Source organism: Ruegeria atlantica (genome assembly GCF_013033965.1).
Taxonomy (GTDB): Bacteria; Pseudomonadota; Alphaproteobacteria; order Rhodobacterales; family Rhodobacteraceae; genus Ruegeria; species Ruegeria atlantica_D.
On record NZ_WQFE01000007.1, the window covers coordinates 21760 to 39415 of the forward strand.

Here is a 17656-nt window from a genome sequence, read left to right on the forward strand (position 1 = left end):
TCCAGGAAGTTCACGATACGTGTGTGTAATCTCTGAAACAGCAATATCCGCCTGAATGCAAGCCAAGGACGCTGTCAGGTGTTGATATCTCGTCAGCAAGCGGTTCGAGCCGAGGAATCAAGTCGACGCATAAAGCGGCACCGATCCCTTGGCCCCTTCCGCCAGCGCTTTGCTCTGATCGCTGCGAACCCTCTCATACAGGGCCAAAGCATCCGCAGAAAACAGCTCGGTCGGCGGATCAACGTGAACAAAATTGCTTTGGCTGTCCTGCCCGCGTACCAACAAAGCATAGTCGCGTTCCGCGACCAGTTGCTTGGCATTCGGGTTGAGATAGCGGATCGCAAGTCCAATACGCCGGTCATCGGATTGATTGGGACCAGACCCATGGATCGTCAGCCCGTGATGCAGAGACATCTGCCCTGGTGCCAGTTCAATGTGGGTTTTGTCTTCCTCGTCGACGTCCACCGCAACCTCCTGTCCGCGCGACAGAAGATTGGTGTCAGAGTACGTATCATTGTGCGGAAGAATTGGGTTCTTATGGCTGGCGCGCACAAAATCCATGCACCCACTTTCAACTGTCGCCGGAGACAACGCGATCCATGCGGTAACCTGATCCGGGGTTTCGCCCATCCCCCAGTAGGTCAGATCCTGATGCATCCCGACCGTATGGGCTGTTTGCGGTTCCTTGATGAAGAATTCGGCCGACCAAATCATGATGTCCGGCCCCAACACGCCCTCCACCACATCCAGAACGCGGGGATCCATCGCGACACTTGCTGCAAGCGGCATCACCAGATGCGCGTTGACCCGCTTGTAGGTATTCAGCGGCAAAGGCAGATCAGCATCAAGCCATTCCCGCTCAATCCGCTCCAGCTCTGCGCGACGCTCGGCGACTTCTTCTTTGGAAAAGATGGTCAGCGGAAAAAGAAACCCATCCTCCCAATACTTATCAGATTGCTCTTGGGTAAGTGCGACGTCACTCGATGAGTTGTTTTCAGACATCTGACTTGCTTCCTCCAATGCTTGTTCTACCAGAGAAATTGCGCTGCGCTGCACACGGAGTGCCTAACTTACCTGCGACGATATGTTCAGCTTTGCCATTTGGGCAAATCACCTCCCGTTTCAATTCTGACACGGTTTCGTGTCTTCGCTGTTCCAGCCGCGCCGGGCACAGCCCCCCACAAGAACAGGTTCAATTTGCTGTCAAATCCCCCGGATCAAAGAGGGTATGTGACAACCAATCTTCAAAATTCGTGTGTCAACACCCCAACAGGTTCAACAGACCAGCACCGTCTGAATTCACCAGCTCTCCACCATCGCCGCAGCGGATAACTTCAGTGTTTTGGTCAATCATCTCGGGCTGATCACTGAATGCGATCAATCCGCTTCCCAACACCGTGTACAAGCCGCTGGGTTGAGGCTCTGAGTAAAAGCCCTGAACCTGAACAACTCCAATCGCTCCGGCGAATAGTCCCGCTTCCAGTCGTTCCGCTCTGATTCCGTCCGACGTCGGCTGTCCGATCACTCGGACAAGATCACCCGGCGACAAATGTTGAGGCTCAATTCCGCTGATAACGCTTGCCCCTATCAAAGTTCGCGCCTGTGGATCAGACCCCAGATATGTTCCCGACAACCTCGCCGGATACACATCGCTTGACAGTTTTTCGACACGTGACGCGCGCACTTTATGACCCCGCCACAACCCGCTGATCGCGACCCAATCGCCAACCTGGACGTCAACACTCCATTCGACCGTAACGTCGGTCCCAAGAACCGAAATTTGGCCGTCCTGCACACTGGACACTGGTCCGACCAGAGGCAAGACTTGACGGATGTGTCTTGCGTGCCATTCGTCATTTTCATACGTCGCAACAATTGCGACGGTGTGACCCGGCTTCAACTCGTCCGCCCTGATCGGGGGAACCGCATTGGCAACCGGCATTTGGTCATCGAACAGAATACGCTGTCCATTCACATGGATGCTGCCCAGATGGGTGATTGTGCCCACAATACCCGTACCGATAATACCGCCTTCACGCTCAGAATTGCCTTTGTCCTCAGCCTGAAGCGGAACGGATAGCCAGGTCAATAAGGCAAGCATCGCGAACAAACGCAGGAAAACACCCATAACTACTCATCCTCTTTCGTTCTTTTTAGTTGGGCTTTTTGTGGTGAGGGCAGGACAAAAGCACCCATTGCGAACCGGCCGCTGTGATCACCGTTACTGTCTTTTTCCTGCAGTTCACGGGCGAGAGTATTGACCTCTTGCAGCAACGTTTGCGCCCGATCCGACGAGAATTGGAGCAATTGCTCAATCGACTCTGACGACAGGTGCGAATAGCGTACCGCGCGGTCAAAATTGCGTTGAGAATCCGGTTCAGCCAGCAGGTTCTGCGTTGCCGCCTGTAAATGAGCGGACAGCGTCGCCTCATAAGCGGCCACTTGTTCGGCGCTGCCACTAGACGGAAGAAAGGCTGGGGAAAGCAGGCGAAGTTTTCCTTTTTCATCCTGCTCCACACTCTTTTGGTCAACCAACGTTTCCAGAACGGTGCCGGGCGCCATGTCCACACGTGTCCGCCGTACCAGATCGTCAAATCCCGGGCCAGTTTCGTCGCCCTTGCGGCTCAGGACCCGAGGCGCGCCTGCACCATCCAGAAATTCAGGCGTCGTCGACCAATAGCTGACAACCAATGCCGCTGCGTTACTGCGGCGTTTCAAGGGTGCATCATCGTCGACATTTCGCAGTCTTTTGACATCCTTTCGATGCAGGCCCGTCAAAAGGCTGGCGCGACTGTCGCTCAGCTTTCCTTGCGTGCTTTGTTCCGCTGCCGTCAGCAAGGCTTGTTTGAGCGCTTCGGTCACGGTTCCAAGTGTGACCCCATGCGCAACCATTGCCTGCGCCAGTGGTACCAGCAACGCAGACAGCGCGGTCTCAAGGGGAGGTTTGGGGTCATTCGACATTTGAGAACTCGTCACGGATGCTTATCAGATAACATTTTCCTAGAATTAACGAATTCAACGCTTTCGTGTTCAAAATGTGATCGAATGTGAACTTTAATGGGATTTTTTCCCATTATCACTAAGGTGTGACCCCTTCTTGAACTGGAGAATGACATGCACCTTATCGCAACCGATCCCCAGACAAACTATGCCCCCCTGACACCAACAGATCTAGCCAGTGCAGCCGGGCAAGATGCGTTGAACGCACTGAGCCCCGAAGATCAAGAGTTGTTTCTTTCTTTTGGCTGGGGGCCGCAGGCTTCACCCCGGCATGCGACAATAGCAGACGCGCTGCGCCACGCGTTGCGGGATCAGCCCGATGCCGCCGCACTGGAATGTGCTGGCCATAGCCTCAGCTATCGGGCGCTGGACGAAGCCTCAAACCGGTTGGCGAATGTCATGCGCGCGCACGGCGTAAAACGCGGCGACGCCGTGTGCTTGTTCCTGCATCGTTCGGTCGAGATGGTCGTGGGTATTGTCGCGGCAATCAAACTTGGGGCGGCCTATGTCCCGCAGCATGTCGGCGTTGCACCGACGGAAACCCTGCGCCACGTAGCGAAGGTCACCGGTTCAAAAATAATCCTAAGCCTCAGCGATTTGACAGATCAAATCCCGGTTGGTCTGGATCAGACGCTGATCACCATTGATACGACAATGTTCGATCCAATGTTGGACGCGCCAGCACCCGGCTATACACATCGGGCCAGTCCCGACGACCTGGCGATGATATTGTTTACGTCTGGCACGACCGGCGTTCCGAACGGTGTACAAGTCAATCACCGAAATCTGGCGAATATCCTGCTGACTAGCCCTGGCGATCTGGGGATGCGACCGGGCCAGCGAGTTGGACAGATCCTTTCGATTTCGTTCGACATGGCGGCATGGGAAATCCTAGGCGCTTTGTCCAATGGCGCAACGCTGGTCGTCCGAGGCAAATCGATTCAGGAAACAGCCGAGAATGTGGACGTTCTGATTGCCACACCTTCGATCCTGAACGCGCTGGACCACACGCGCTGTACCCAGGTCCAAACAGTTGCTGTAGCAGGCGAACCCTGCCCCCGCCCGCTGGCAGATCGGTGGTCGAGCTTTTGCACCTTCTACAACTCATGTGGTCCGACCGAGACTACGATCATCAATACGGCCGAACCCCATTTCGCAGACAAGCAGGTTCTGTCAATCGGGCGCCCGACGCCGAACAACACGGTCTACATTTTGGACGAAAACCTGCGCCCGGTGCCCATCGGCGAGAAGGGTGAGATGTGGGCAGGCGGCGATTGCGTCACGGCAGGTTACCTCGCAAACCCTAAGCTGACGGCCGAGCGTTACCGACCCGACCCATTCCGGCCGGGCCATATGATGTTCCGCACCCGTGATCTGGGCCGTTGGACGGAAACCGGCGAGTTGGAGCATTTCGGGCGCGTTGATGACCTCGTGAAGGTGCGCGGGTTCCGGGTTGAGTTGGACGGCGTTACAACCGCCCTTGAGGCGTCACCTTGCTGTCAGCAAGCGGTGACCTTGCAATACGACAACCGCAATCTGGTCAGTTTTATCTCGCCATCTTCGGCCTGCCCGAAACGGGCAGTGCAATGCGTATCAGATCGACTGCCGTACTACTGCAGCCCTACCGTTGTTGTCCCCATGGACACCCTACCCCGCACACCGCGCGGCAAGCTGGATAAACGTCTTTTGCTGGATATGGCACGCAACCATATCGCCGAAACCGGTGCGGAGTTAAACTGATGACCACGCAAACGACAAACCTAGATACCGGCGGTCTGAACTGGAGGCGTGTGACCCGCCACCCCGCCCTGATGGAATACCGCCGCCTTGCAATGCTGGTTGCGGTGGCGAATCTGGTCGTGTTCGTGGTTGGACTGCGCGACGGGGTTTGGTTCGCCAACAGCGCTTTCGCACTCAGCCCGATTGCGAACATGGCGCTGATCAACCTCAGCCTTGGCATACTGATCCGACAGCAGCGGGTGATCAACGCCCTGTTCTGGCTGGCCACCCGCATTCCGACGTCATGGCCTCTGTGGATCCGTTGGGGGGCTGGCAAGGTGTTCCACTTCGGCGGGCTGCATTCAGGGGGCACCGTTGCCGGGACCATCTGGTTCAGCTTTCTTCTTTTTGCGATGGTTTGGAACCGTGCCAACGGGTCTGCCGTACCCTCGGATCTGACACTTGTCCTAAGCGCGACCATGGTCGCCTTGATGACATTGATGGTGACATCGGCCCTCGGACCGATCCGCGCGCGGTTCCACAATGTGTTCGAGAAAATACACCGCTTTGTCGGCTGGACGGTTTTGGGACTGTTCTGGGCGCAGACAGTCTCGGTCACAAATGACGCCGGGGGTATGTTGCTTCACAGCGCGGCTTTCTGGATGCTCTGCCTGATCACTTTATCAATCCTGTCTCCCTGGCTGACCCTGAAACGTGTGGATGTCAGGATCGAGAAGCCCTCAAGCCATGCGGTGATTGCACAGTTCGACTATGGGGATACGCCATTTCCCGGCAGTTCGAACGCCATCAGCCATACTCGGTTTGGAGAGTACCATTCGTTCGCCAATATCCCCGCTCCGGACCGGTCGGGTTACCGATTGGCCATTAGCCGCGCTGGTGACTGGACTGGCCGATTCATCGATAACCCACCAAACAAGGTTTGGGTCAAGGGGATCACGACATCGGGTGTGGCACGGATCGAAGTGCTTTTCAAAAAAGTGGTATATGTGGGCACCGGGTCGGGCATCGGACCAATCCTGCCGCATCTACTGGCCAAGGATGTGCCAAACCGTTTGATCTGGTCCACCCGCAGCCCGCGCAAAACCTATGGTGACGCGCTGGTGGATGAGATCGAGGCCAATACCGAGCAGCCTTTGATCTGGGACACAGACAAAGACGGCAAACCCAATCTGTCGGCCCTAGCCTTGCATGCCGTTCGAGAAAGCGGGGCCGAAGCCGTTATCGTGATCTCGAACCAAAAGCTGACCCGGAAGGTTGTGCACGACATGGAAAGCCTGGGCATTCCTGCCTATGGCGCAATTTGGGATAGCTGAGCATGTTTGAGACAATCGAAACCGAAACACAGGGGCGGGTCGCCACGATCCGCTTCAATCGGCCCGATCAGCTGAATGCGCTGAACACACAACTCATGCACGAAGTCCTGACCGCCGCCACCGAATTCGACAAGGACCCCGGCATCGGATGCTTGATCCTCACGGGCAATGATCGTGCTTTTGCTGCCGGGGCGGATATCGGCGAGCTTGCGGTGCAAACCTACGCGACCATGCAGACCAACGACTACTTTGCCGAGTGGGACAGGTTTGCAGCCTTTCGCATACCCAAGGTGGCGGCGGTTAGTGGCTATGCTTTGGGCGGCGGGTGTGAAGTTGCACTGATGTGCGACGTCATTTTGGCCTCAGACACCGCCAAATTCGGTCAGCCCGAAATTAAAATCGGTTGCATTCCGGGCATTGGAGGCACCCAGAGGCTAACGCGGCTAATCGGTCGTGTCAGGGCCATGGACATGATCCTGACCGGACGCATGATTGATGCGTCCGAGGCCCTGCAGATTGGTCTGGTCAGCCGGGTTGTCACGCAGAACACCCTGTCGGACACGGCTTATGAGGTGGCCGAAATCATCGCAGACTACGCCGATGACATCGTAAGCATGGCGCGCACCTGTGTAAATATGGCCGAACAGAGCACGCTTGAATCAGGTTTGCGGTTTGAACGGCAGATGTATCACGCGCTTTATGGATTGCCCGCCCAACAAGAAGGCATGAACGCATTTCTGGAAAAGCGAGACCCTCGGTTCTGACCTCAAACCCGTAAACTTGCTTCCAGTGACAAAAATCACCGTTCGGAAACCGAGCGGTGATTTAAGTGACCTGATCACCTCAGTGAGTTTTCGCTGCCGCGCTAAGTTCAAAGTCAGCGACCTTGCGGGCCATGGATTCAGAATCCACGATCAGGTTCGCAAAGATCGTTTCAACCCACGACAATGCGCCTGAAGTCAGCAAGAACGTCTCGGGGATAACGATCCATTCGCCGATCCACATACCACCCGACCGTTCGTGCTGATGGGTTGTGAATTCGCCAATCTGTTCGGAACGCTGGCGCCCAAGCCGGGCGACAGCCTCTCCGAATTCCGATGCGCGCTGGTTCTGTTTGTGTGCCATAGCAGAAGAAGCGCCCTTACCGGCTTGGTGTACCTCAGACAATTCTGAAATATCTGACGAGGACAACAGATTGACGTTGTGCGAGATCTTGCACAGCGTCGCACACAAACCTCCCAATGCAGTTACAACATCGGCAAGCCCGTCACGTGCGTTTTGCCAGTGCGGTTCGACGACATTCAAACCCAAGGTGGCCGCGATGCCTTCCTTGATGCGATGACCTGTCCCGTTTTCGTAACCCCGCAGATCTCCAACGGGACCACCGATCTGGACATTCAGACCCCGCGCGCCCGCTTCTTCCAATGCTTGCGCGCGCCGCTGCAATTCGACTTTCCAGACGGTCAGCTTGGTGCCAGCGCGTATGGGCAAGGCATGTTGCCCATTTGTGCGACCAATCATGGCTGTATCGTCAAGCTCGTCGACTTGTTGCTCAATAGCGCTGGTCAGTCTTTGCAACCCGGTCTGGATGTGTTCCAGACCGATCTTCATCTGCAGCGCCAGAGCAGTGTCCATAATGTCCTGCGTTGTCGCCCTGTAGTGGACTTTCGCCGCATGGTCGCCGACTTGCCTTTTCAGTTGTTCGACCAGTCCAACGATCGGACGCCCGACAAGCATCATGTCTTCGTGCAAGCGCTCTGTGTCCAGATTGCAGACCGAAATTGCCTCCAGCGCATCCGCTGCTTCTTGTGGGATCAGGTTTTCCAGCGCCTGATGACGGGCCAGTGTCTGTTCAACCTTCAGCCAAGCGGAAATCGTGGCATGTTGCGACCAGACAGACCGCATATCGGCACTGGAAAAGCAGTCGCGGTAAAGACCGTGTTCAAGCATCATCCAACGCTCCCTTTGCGATCTTGCGCTCTTTCATGATCCCACGGATGCGGAAGGCAATTGCGCCTGCACCAATAACCAGGAAGGCCAGAGCGATCGGGCGTTCGACAAAGATCAAGGCACCACCATCGGACATCAGCAACGACTGGCGAAACGTCTCTTCTGCGCCTTTGGCCAGCACGAAAGAAATGACAAAGGCCGCAACGTTGAAGTCGTATTTGCGCATCAGCCAGCCAGCAAAGCCTGCACAGGTCATAACTGTGACATCAAACATTGATCCACGCGCTGAATACGCTGCAACAAACGCAGTCAGGAAAATCAGCGGATAGAGGACATTGGTCGGGATCCTCAGGATAATTCGCGCAACCTGAGTGGCACCGAAATAGCCGACCAGACCATAAGCCAGGATACCCAGCATCCCGCATGCAAACAGTTTATAGACCAGCTCTTTGTCGGTCAGGAACAAGGTTGGCCCAACCTGAATTCCGTGGATCAGGAAAACACCCAAGAGGATCGCACCGATCGTCGAACCCGGAATACCGAGGGTCAGCAGCGGAGCCATCGACGGACCGGAAACCGCGTTATTGGCGGCCTCTGGGGCTGCAACGCCTTCCAATGCACCCTTGCCCCATTTCTCGGGGTTTTTCGCCCGGCGCTTACCTTCACCGTATGAAATGAATGCAGCGATGGCTGAACCCAGACCGGGCAATACACCGATACCTGCGCCAATAAAGCCGCCACGGAAGGCATGGGGCAAGCAAGGTTTGTACTCTTCCCAGGTCAAGTTGTTGCCTTCTGCAGTGCTTTCATTCTCTTGTGTCTCGCCTGTGGCCTTACGCCGGGATTCCAATTGAGCAAAAACCTCGCCCAGAACGAATACGCCGATCATAAGGGGAACAAGGCCAATCCCATTGGACAGATCAAACGAGCCGAATGTATAACGCTCTTCGCTTGAGATGGGGTCCAATCCGACCATAGCGATCAGAATGCCCATCAGAGCAGATGCCAATCCTTTGACGATCGAATTTCCGATAACCGAACCGATGACCACAAACGCCGCAAAGTAGATGGCAAATGTCTCAGGCGGCCCCAGTTTCAATGCGATGGCCGCAATAAAACCGACACCAATGACCAACAGGATGTCCCCCATAAGGTCACCGATGACTGACGAGATGGTCGCGACTTTCATCGCCTTTCCGGCTTTGCCGGCGCGCGCAAGCGGATACCCGTCGATCTGTGTGGCAGCGCTGGCCGCCGTGCCGGGCGTATTGAACAAAATAGCCGCAATCGAGCCGCCATAGCGGCCGGATTTACCGATCACATACAGGAAGGCCAGCGCGAAGAGTGGCGACATGTAGAAGGTGATGGGCAGCAACATCGCAATCGCTGCCGAGGCGGTCAGACCGGGTGTGGCCCCAACAATCATGCCCACGACTGCGGCCAGCACGATGGCAAAAAGCAGGCTGGGATCAGTTATGACCGAAAGAAGTGCGGGAAAAATTTCCATAGTGATTTACCCCTGAATCCAGCTGAGCAGGTCAAAGACTTCGCCATAAGGCGGGTACACACCAAGCAAGACAAAAAAGATGAGGTGGAAGATCAGCGGGCAAAGGACGACAGATAGCGCCAGACCGATCCAGCTGCGTACTCCGAAGAAATACAGGACAATCGGTGCCGCAATCGCTGTTGGCAACAGGTAGCCAAACCAGCGAAACGACTGCTGATAGATCAGGGCAATGATGAACAGCCCGATGATCTGAAGGGTGGCACCGTTGTCCTGCTCCTGACCAGTGTCGCCTGCCGTTTGACGAACGGCGCTCAAAAGCAACAGACCGGAAAGAAACAACAATGCAATTGAGGCTGAAAATGGGACGATGCCAGCCCAGGTATCCCCCGGTGAAGCTGCTGGCACTTGCCAAGCGCCCCAAATGGCAACAATGGAAATAAGGGCAAGCACAAGGCCTTCTGCATAGGCGCGCATATCATTCCTCCCTGATTGCGTTAGATACAAAAAGGCCGGGGGAAGAATATCCACCCGGCCCCGAGGACTTTAGTTGGTCAAGCTTTCGACCAGGGGAGCGGCGTCCTCTTTCATGGCGGACAACGTCGCTTTGGCGTCCGCACCATTCTGATAGACTGGGCCTGTGCCACGCGAGGCGAGAAGTTCGGCAAATTCGGGTTTTGCGGCGATTTGCTCCAACGCGGTTTCCATCGCGGCAACGACCTCGGCCGGTGTGCCCTTCGGAGCAAACACGATCACCGGTGAGGAGACGGCGGCAAACGGAATACCCAGCTCACCAAACGAGGGAACGTCTTTCATGATGCCATCGCGATCCTGGCTGTTAACCGCCAGAGCGCGGAGTTGCTCTTCAAAACCTGCCAACTGCTGTACCCCCAGGAAACCAAAGTCAGCCTGTTCGCCGATCAGTGCTGCACGGGTCGGTCCGCCACCTTTGAACGGTACGTCCTGCGCTTCGATGTCGTTATTGGCCAGGAAACCCATGCCGCCAACGTGGTGGAAACCTCCGCGGCCCGAATGAGCCCAACGCAGTTGGCCCGGGTTAGCTTTGGCCGCGTCGATCACGTCCTGAACCGACTCGAAGGGGCTGTTCAACGGCACCATCAGCGACGTTTGCAGCTGACCGACCTGAGCAACAAACTCAAAGCTTTCCAGCGCGTCAATATCGGTGTCGCGTGTCATGGTCGACAACAGGAACGAACCGCCGGACGTCATCATCAAGGTATAGCCGTCGGGACGTGCACCCACGACCGAGTTTGCGCCGTTCAGGCCGCCCGAACCGGGCTTGTTCACGACTACAACCGGTACATCCAGAATTCCTTCAGCCGCGGCCGAAATAGCGCGGGCATAGGCGTCTGTACCGCCACCAGCCTTGTAGGGGACAACCAGATTGATCGGGCGTTTCGGCCAATCGGCTGCGAAACTTGCCGTTGCGGTTGCAGTTACGGTTACTGCCGCAAGAACGGCGGTGAGAATAGTTCTACGCTTCATAGCATCCTCCCTGAGATATACCTAAATTAGGGCAAATCTTGTGTTAAAAAAAATGCAAATGTGTTATCTTCTCTTGCAAAATCGTAAAGAGTTCTAGGGATGAACATCAAAGCTTTGCGCGCCTTTCGCGCAACCCTCTCCGAAGGATCGCTGATCGCGGCATCTGAAATCCTGCACCTGAGCCAGCCGGCAATCAGCCGTTTGATTTCCGGACTGGAGGCAGAATTGGGCCTGACCCTTTTCGATCGCAGTGGCCGCAACCTGACACCCACGCGTGAGGGTTTGGCGTTCTACCGCGAGGCCGGGCGTATCCTGGATAACCTTGACGAAGTACCCCGCATCGCAGCCGAGATCCGCGCAGGACGCACAGAAACACTGCGCGTTGTAACGATGCCTCGTATCGCTCGGGCAATTTCCGCACCAGCACTAGCAGTTTTTTTGCAAGCTCATCCTGATACCAATGTAACTCTGGATATACGCGCCCGGCGTGAGGCCAGCAAATGGCTTGCCGGCCGTGAATATGACATCGGCATCGGCGCATTGCCGGTCGAGCACCCGGGCGTGAGAACAAAACCTCTGCTGCGGGTTCGGGCGCAGGCCATTCTGCCAGTCGCGCACCCATTGTCCGACCGCAACACAGTCACAGCCACAGATCTTGCCCGCGAACCGGTCATTCGCCTGATGAACGGGCTTTTGCTGCGCGAGCAGCTTGATGACATCTTCCGGTCTGCAGGTGTCAATCCCCGACATACCTGCGAAGTCGCAGCCTCTCAGCTCGCCTGTTCACTTGTCGCAGAAGGCGCTGGCATCACAATAGCTGACGAGTTGGTCGCGGCACAGGAATCCACAGCGGGTTTGTCCCTGGTTCCCATCGTTCCAGAGCGTTGGATGACATTTGGCTTGCTGTACCCCGCGACACAGGAAAAGTCCCAAGCGCTTCAAGATTTTGAGGACGTCCTGTTTTTGCGGGCATCCGAACTATGCAAGAACAGCCCAACATTGGCTCTTGCCTGACAGGCGTTGTCATACGAAGCGACCGAACTCATGCTTTTTACCGCAGCACATTTATTGCCCCGACTTTAGCCAACGCCAAACAAGAGGCATATCATTAACAATTTTGGTAAGTCAGAAAGTCCGACGGATAGGACGGATAGGAATGTGATTTGTCTCCAAGAGTTGAAATCCGTAGCAACGATTGCAACACCGCCGAAGCTCAAGCATCTATATTTCTCCGAACAAAGACAACTCATCAGCTGCCGAGTTTGCTTGGCAACGCCTTACGGACATCAGAACTATGAAGCTAAGCGCGACCGTTTCAGACTGCCGGGTTATCAATTTACCCGAAAACAAAAGCAGGCGGCTTCATATGACCAGCCTGATGAACGATCACGGTATCAAGTTTACGTTTTCGGATGGAGTAAACGGTCAGAGCCATGCGCTGAACTGCGCCCGGGCCCACCTTGCGGCTCTGGACTCCATCAAAACGTTCCCAGCCTTGGTGCTGGAGGATGATGTATCCCCTGCAACTGGAAACCTGACTATTCCCGAAGTCCCCAAAGATGCCGATATTGTATATTTGGGCGTTTCACCCTTCGGTTGTTTTCCCTGGGCACGTCCATACGTACAACGCTTCGGCCATCGCGCACTTTACAACCTTGCACTTGCTTCCACGGAAAACAGCGATTGGCTGCGATTGCACTCAATGGCCGGCGCAATAGCAATTCTGTATATGACCCCAACCGGTCTGGAAGCGTGGCGGATGGCTATTCTGGCGGCCATAAAGCGGAGTAAGCCATTCGATGTGTTCACCGCTTACAAAATGACATCTCTGAACGTTTACGCACCTCACCGACCCGTTTTTCTTGAAGAACCCAGTCTGCAACGCCCTCTTAAGCATGTGACGCCGGAGCAACGTCTTAGATGGACGGCAACACCCTTGTCGCCAGTCGAAGAAGGAATGATCGTCAATGCACCCACCAAAGGCGGGACAATTCGGGCTCGGGCTGACCGGCGCAGAGATCACCATCTTGAATGGTCATTGCTTCAATGAGTTCGGCGATGGGATGCCATCAAGCTGTTGATTGCGCTACGTCACAGTCGTGGCGTTTGATGCACTTGCTGAAACAAATGCGGGTCCAGTTTCAATGAACCCAACGTCTTTGTGGACATTACCTTGCAACCGATTGCAAACCTGACCCATTAGAGCATAGTATTTCCTCATGAATTTGACTGATAGCCATCCCCGAACCCGTCGGTGCCAGCCATGAGTGTGACCCTCAAAGAAGTGGCCGCACTGGCCGGTGTATCCCGCTCTGCCGTATCTCGAACATTTACCGAAGGCGCATCAGTTTCACCAAAAACACGCAGCAAGGTGGAAAAGGCGGCGGCTGAACTGGGTTACAGCCCAAACGCATTGGCCTCATCGCTGACAACCGGACGCACGAAGCTGATCGGGTTGATTTCCAACAACTTTCACAACCCTATCTTTCTTGAGGTTTTCGACCAGTTCACACGCGCTCTGCAAGAACGTGGACTGCGCCCGCTGATTGTGAATCTGACCGATGAAACCGAACCGGCAAATTCGGTCCGAATGCTACGGCAATATTCTGTGGATGCTGCTATCGTCGCCTCGTCCACCCTACCGCCCAGTTTTGCCAAGGCGTTCCACGATGCGGGGGTTCCCGTCGTGCACACTTTCGGTCGATCGGCGACTTCACCTGAGGTGCATGTTGTTGGCATCGACAACGTCGAATGTGGACGTATGGCCGCGCGCGAGCTTTTGGCGCGGGGGTATCGTCGTATCGGCTATTTGGGCGGTCCGAAAGATGCGACATCGGCGATGGATCGATATCGCGGGTTCATGGAAGAAGTCGAAAAACACCCGGAACTCGATGTGACGCATTGTTTCGCAGGCGCCTATTCCTTTGAAGCCGGGCGTGCCGAAATGCTACGGCTGCTGGCAGAGGGACCTGCTGAGGGCTATTTCTGTGGCGACGATATTCTGTCCATAGGCGCCCTGTCCGCATTGTCCGACAATGGTCTTAAACCGGGTAAGGATATCGGCATCATCGGTCTTAACGACATGGAAATGTCGCGATGGGAGAGCGTGGATCTTACGACGATCCATCAGCCCATCAAGCAGATCATCACGTCGTCGGTTGATCTGGTCGAAGAGATGCTGAAAGACCCCGAACGTTACCCCGAGGCCCGTATTTTCCCGTGCCGCGTAATCGAACGGGGCACATTGCGGCCCCGCCCCTGATCACCGGAACATCGGCGGGCGCGCGTCCGTCCATGCTCCGTCATTTTTCGACGACGCCACTGCGGCATGCACCGCTGCAATCGACCGCACCCCGTCAGCGGGTGTCGGCAGGCCATCGCGTGCCTCACCGCAAATGGCATTGGCTAGATCGCAGTAGATATTGGCAACAGCGAGCGGAAACCCCTCGGGGTGGGCAATCGCGACGCGGGACAATCGTTGCGCATCGTCGTGTAGACCACCCTCGCCTTTTTCGATGATCTGCGTCCGGCCACCAACTGGCGTGTAGATCAACTGATTGGGCTGCTCGGACGCCCAGCGAAGACCTCCGGTTTCGCCGAAAACCTGTATGTCGAACCCGTGCTGACGCCCAATTGCCACGGAAGAGGTCCACAACCGCCCGACAGCACCGCCTTCGGTTCGAAAATTGACCATCGCGTCATCTTCCAGCTCGCGACTTGAAATGGTCGACGCCATATCGGCAGACAGGGACTTCACCTCATCATCACTGATGAAACTGGCCATGTGCAGCGCGTGAATGCCACAATCGGCGAACTGGCCGGACACACCTGCCATCGCCGGATCATAGCGCCAGCGCACACGTGGGTTGTCGGCATCCGTGGCGTCGCCGTGATGGCCATGGCTGAAATTGGTCACGACCAGACGGACCTTGCCAATCTCGCCAGCACGCACCATTGCACGGGCCTGACGCACCATCGGATAAGCGGAATAGCAGTAGTTTACAGCGCAGATCTTGCCCGAAGCCTCGGCCACCCGAACGATTTCTTCGCCCTCTTCCACGGTCATGGTCATGGGCTTTTCGCAGAGTACGTTGAACCCGGCCTCAAGGAACGCCTTGGCGATCTCGAAGTGGGTTGAGTTTGGGGTGGCAATCGTCACCAGGTCAATTCGGTCGGCGCGATCTTTTTCTCCAGCGAGCATATCCTGCCAATTTCCATAAGAGCGATCCTCGGCGACGCCCAACCTCTGGGCGTATTCGCGACCAACATCGGGCCGATGATCCAGTGCTCCGGCGGCGAATTCAAACATCCCATCCGCCAAGGCGCCCAAGCGGTGCGCTGGCCCGATCTGGCTACCTTCGCCACCACCAATCATTCCCCATTTCAGCTTTGCCATGGATCTAGTCTCTCTTAGGTGTTTTCGTTGTTTCCAGCGCTCAGAAGGCGCTTACCTCTTGCCACTGCCGCCGCTCTGACGATTTCAGCGCAGCGTCCAGAACGCAATTGACCTCATGCCCGTCACGGAATGTGGGCCAGATTGTCTGGCCTGAATGGATGGACTCAAGGAAATCCTTGGCCTCGATGATGATCTGGTCTTGATACCCGGTGCCGTGCCCTGGTCCCTGGCAGAAGGGCTCGTAATCCGGATGGGCTGGGCCTGTCAGAATCTTGGTAAAACCACGATGCGCCTCTGGGCCTTCGTGGCGATAGAACCAAAGCGCGTTCTGATCTTCCTGGTCAAACCTGATTGCTCCTTTGGTGCCCGTGATTTCATAGGCATATCCCATCTTTCGCCCCGTCGCGATCCGACTGACATAGATATTGCCCATCGCGCCATTCGCAAAACGGCACATGATCTGGGCATGGTCATCGTTTGTGACTTTCCCGCCCGGGCGTTCGTGATGAACGGTTTCCACTTCGGCCATAACCTCGGCAATCGGGCCAATCAGAGCCAACGCACCGTTGACCATATGTGGGGCGAGATCGCCAATCGTACCGTTGGCCATTCCGGTGGTCCGCCATGTGGCCGGAGCTTCGGGATCGGCATAGAAATCTTCGGTATGCTCACCACGAAACCATGTTACTTCGCCCAATTCCCCCTGCGAAATCAGGTGGCGCGCGAACTGGGTGGCAGGAGTCCGTACATAGTTGAACCCGACCATATTGGTGACGCCAGCGGCTTCTGCCGCTGATACCATGGCTCGCCCGTCATCCAACGAAGATCCAAGGGGTTTTTCGCACAGCACCGGCTTGCCCAACGCAAACGCAGCCTCAGCAATCTGACGATGCGTTGTTTGCGGTGAAGCAATCACTACGGCCTCGACCGCCGGGTCGTTGACCAACATGCGCCAATCCTCGGTCGCGCGACGGAAGCCGTAGGCCGCTCGGTATCGCTCGGCACTTGCGGGGCTGGACGCGCAGATCATTTCAAGTCGCGGTCGCAACGCCGTGTTGAACACCGCGCCAACTGCCGACATCGCGACCGAATGAGCTTTGCCCATATAGCCGCCGCCAATGATTCCAATTCCGATTTCAGGCATCTGCAACGGCTCCGAACAATGTATTTGCAACCGGTTGCAAAATCAGTATCGTGTGAATCGATTCAACGCAAGGACCAACGATCCTCGCCAGCCCCTTTTTGCCGGAGGACATGACGTGAGCGCTTTGATAGACGGTATCAAAGGAAACCGGTTTGCGGTCTTCGGACGCGCGGGCATGGACCTTTATGCCGATCCCGTTGGTGTCAAAAGCGAAGATGCCGACGCATTTCACGCCGACCTTGGTGGGTCATCGGCAAATATCTGCGCCGGTTTGGTCAAACTGGGCAGCCAGGCGTCGCTGATCACTTCGGTCTCAGACGATGCTGTTGGCCGCTTCTGCCTGAACAAGCTGACGCACTATGGTGTAGACACCTCTTACATCCGGATCGTCGGTGGTGAATACCGCATGTCGCTGGCGGTTTACGAAAGCCGGATCGAAGATTTCCAGAACGTCATCTACCGCAATGGCGCCGTCGACTTTCAGGTGACCGAGGAGGACATGGACAAGGTCGATTACGGTGAATTTTCAGCAGTGATATCTGCCGGAACCGTATTTGCCGCAGAACCCTCGCGCAGTGCCTCGTTTCGTGCCTTTGACAATGCCCGCAAGGCAGGGTTGCCAGTGATTTTTGACATCGACTACCGCCCCTACAGCTGGCCATCCCCTGAGGTGGCTTCCGAGGTCCTGTCGCGCGCAGGCGAGGCAAGCGATCTGATCGTTGGCAATGACGAAGAGTTCGGGTTCATGGCAGGCGGCATTGACAAAGGCTTTGAAAAGGCCAGGGAACTCGCCGCGAAACCGGGTCGGATCGTGATCTACAAAATGGGCGAAAAAGGCGCGGTAACCTTTGTGGATGGACAGGAAATCGAAACAGGTATCTATCCGGTCACCGCCGTCAAACCCAACGGTGCCGGTGACAGCTTTATGGCGGGTCTACTGGCCTCTATCGCCGCCGGGAGCGAGCTTAAGGATGCGGTCATGCGCGGCTCAGCCTGTGCCTCGATCGTCGTGTCCAAACCGGGCTGCGCTCCGGCCATGCCAACAACGCCGGAACTGGACGCATTTCTTGCCTCCCATCCCGGCCCAACGACATAGGAACCCC

The 17656-nt window shown here is 56.0% G+C and carries 16 protein-coding genes; 7 read left to right on the forward strand and 9 right to left on the reverse strand.

Annotation, left to right across the window (positions count from 1 at the left end; all coding sequences use genetic code 11):
• Positions 1-117: 117 nt before the first annotated feature.
• The 3 genes from GOW16_RS13500 to GOW16_RS13510 all read right to left on the reverse strand — a co-directional run bounded on the left by GOW16_RS13500 (position 118) and on the right by GOW16_RS13510 (position 2961).
• Positions 118-1002 carry a phytanoyl-CoA dioxygenase family protein gene (locus GOW16_RS13500; RefSeq protein WP_170415835.1) on the reverse strand — a complete coding sequence of 295 codons (885 nt, stop codon included), beginning with the start codon at positions 1000-1002 and terminating at the stop codon, positions 118-120.
• 256 nt (positions 1003-1258) lie between these two features.
• Positions 1259-2128 (reverse strand): DUF5666 domain-containing protein, encoded by an 870-nt coding sequence (locus GOW16_RS13505; RefSeq protein ID WP_170415837.1) that lies wholly within the window; start codon positions 2126-2128, stop codon positions 1259-1261.
• A 2-nt stretch (positions 2129-2130) separates the two neighbouring features.
• A complete protein-coding gene (locus GOW16_RS13510; protein WP_170415839.1) occupies positions 2131-2961 on the reverse strand; it encodes a DUF6502 family protein in 831 nt (276 codons plus the stop codon).
• Between the two features lie 153 nt (positions 2962-3114).
• Here GOW16_RS13510 and GOW16_RS13515 point away from each other — a divergent pair, with 153 nt between their 5' ends.
• From GOW16_RS13515 to GOW16_RS13525, 3 genes are read left to right on the forward strand one after another with little or no spacing between them, the layout of a single operon-like run.
• The gene (locus GOW16_RS13515) at positions 3115-4740 is read left to right on the forward strand and encodes an amino acid adenylation domain-containing protein (RefSeq protein ID WP_170415840.1); all 1626 of its coding nucleotides are present in this window, start codon (positions 3115-3117) and stop codon (positions 4738-4740) included.
• Entirely contained in the window at positions 4740-6053 is a 1314-nt protein-coding gene (locus GOW16_RS13520; protein WP_170415843.1) for a hypothetical protein, read from the forward strand. The genes GOW16_RS13515 and GOW16_RS13520 overlap by 1 nt, the downstream gene beginning before the upstream one ends.
• A 2-nt stretch (positions 6054-6055) precedes the next feature.
• Positions 6056-6817, forward strand: coding sequence for an enoyl-CoA hydratase-related protein (locus GOW16_RS13525; RefSeq protein ID WP_170415845.1), 762 nt, complete (start codon positions 6056-6058; stop codon positions 6815-6817).
• Between the two features lie 79 nt (positions 6818-6896).
• Here GOW16_RS13525 and GOW16_RS13530 read toward each other — a convergent pair whose 3' ends face one another.
• From GOW16_RS13530 to GOW16_RS13545, 4 genes are all read right to left on the reverse strand, one after another.
• The gene (locus GOW16_RS13530) at positions 6897-8006 is read right to left on the reverse strand and encodes a lyase family protein (RefSeq protein WP_170415847.1); all 1110 of its coding nucleotides are present in this window, start codon (positions 8004-8006) and stop codon (positions 6897-6899) included.
• Positions 7996-9510 carry a tripartite tricarboxylate transporter permease gene (locus GOW16_RS13535; RefSeq protein WP_170415849.1) on the reverse strand — a complete coding sequence of 505 codons (1515 nt, stop codon included), beginning with the start codon at positions 9508-9510 and terminating at the stop codon, positions 7996-7998. The genes GOW16_RS13530 and GOW16_RS13535 overlap by 11 nt, the downstream gene beginning before the upstream one ends.
• A gap of 6 nt (positions 9511-9516) precedes the next feature.
• Positions 9517-9984 carry a tripartite tricarboxylate transporter TctB family protein gene (locus GOW16_RS13540; RefSeq protein ID WP_170415851.1) on the reverse strand — a complete coding sequence of 156 codons (468 nt, stop codon included), beginning with the start codon at positions 9982-9984 and terminating at the stop codon, positions 9517-9519.
• Between the two features lie 69 nt (positions 9985-10053).
• Positions 10054-11013, reverse strand: coding sequence for a tripartite tricarboxylate transporter substrate binding protein (locus tag GOW16_RS13545; RefSeq protein ID WP_170415853.1), 960 nt, complete (start codon positions 11011-11013; stop codon positions 10054-10056).
• A 99-nt stretch (positions 11014-11112) separates the two neighbouring features.
• Here GOW16_RS13545 and GOW16_RS13550 point away from each other — a divergent pair, with 99 nt between their 5' ends.
• The 3 genes from GOW16_RS13550 to GOW16_RS13560 all read left to right on the forward strand — a co-directional run bounded on the left by GOW16_RS13550 (position 11113) and on the right by GOW16_RS13560 (position 14275).
• The gene (locus GOW16_RS13550; RefSeq protein WP_170415856.1) at positions 11113-12027 is read left to right on the forward strand and encodes a LysR family transcriptional regulator; all 915 of its coding nucleotides are present in this window, start codon (positions 11113-11115) and stop codon (positions 12025-12027) included.
• 181 nt (positions 12028-12208) lie between these two features.
• Entirely contained in the window at positions 12209-13063 is an 855-nt protein-coding gene (locus GOW16_RS13555; protein WP_170415858.1) for a hypothetical protein, read from the forward strand.
• Between the two features lie 213 nt (positions 13064-13276).
• Positions 13277-14275 (forward strand): LacI family DNA-binding transcriptional regulator, encoded by a 999-nt coding sequence (locus GOW16_RS13560; protein ID WP_170415860.1) that lies wholly within the window; start codon positions 13277-13279, stop codon positions 14273-14275.
• On the opposite strand, the gene GOW16_RS13565 is transcribed toward GOW16_RS13560, so the two are convergent.
• Together GOW16_RS13565 and GOW16_RS13570 are read right to left on the reverse strand one after the other, a co-directional pair.
• Positions 14276-15409, reverse strand: coding sequence for a Gfo/Idh/MocA family protein (locus GOW16_RS13565; RefSeq protein WP_170415861.1), 1134 nt, complete (start codon positions 15407-15409; stop codon positions 14276-14278). It abuts the gene before it with no gap.
• Between the two features lie 40 nt (positions 15410-15449).
• Positions 15450-16553: a Gfo/Idh/MocA family protein gene (locus GOW16_RS13570; protein WP_170415863.1), complete on the reverse strand. Its 1104-nt coding sequence runs from the start codon at positions 16551-16553 to the stop codon at positions 15450-15452.
• 115 nt (positions 16554-16668) lie between these two features.
• On the opposite strand from GOW16_RS13570, the gene iolC reads away from it, so the two are divergent.
• Positions 16669-17649 carry a 5-dehydro-2-deoxygluconokinase gene (gene iolC, locus GOW16_RS13575; protein ID WP_368039904.1) on the forward strand — a complete coding sequence of 327 codons (981 nt, stop codon included), beginning with the start codon at positions 16669-16671 and terminating at the stop codon, positions 17647-17649.
• The last annotated feature ends 7 nt before the right edge of the window (positions 17650-17656 follow it).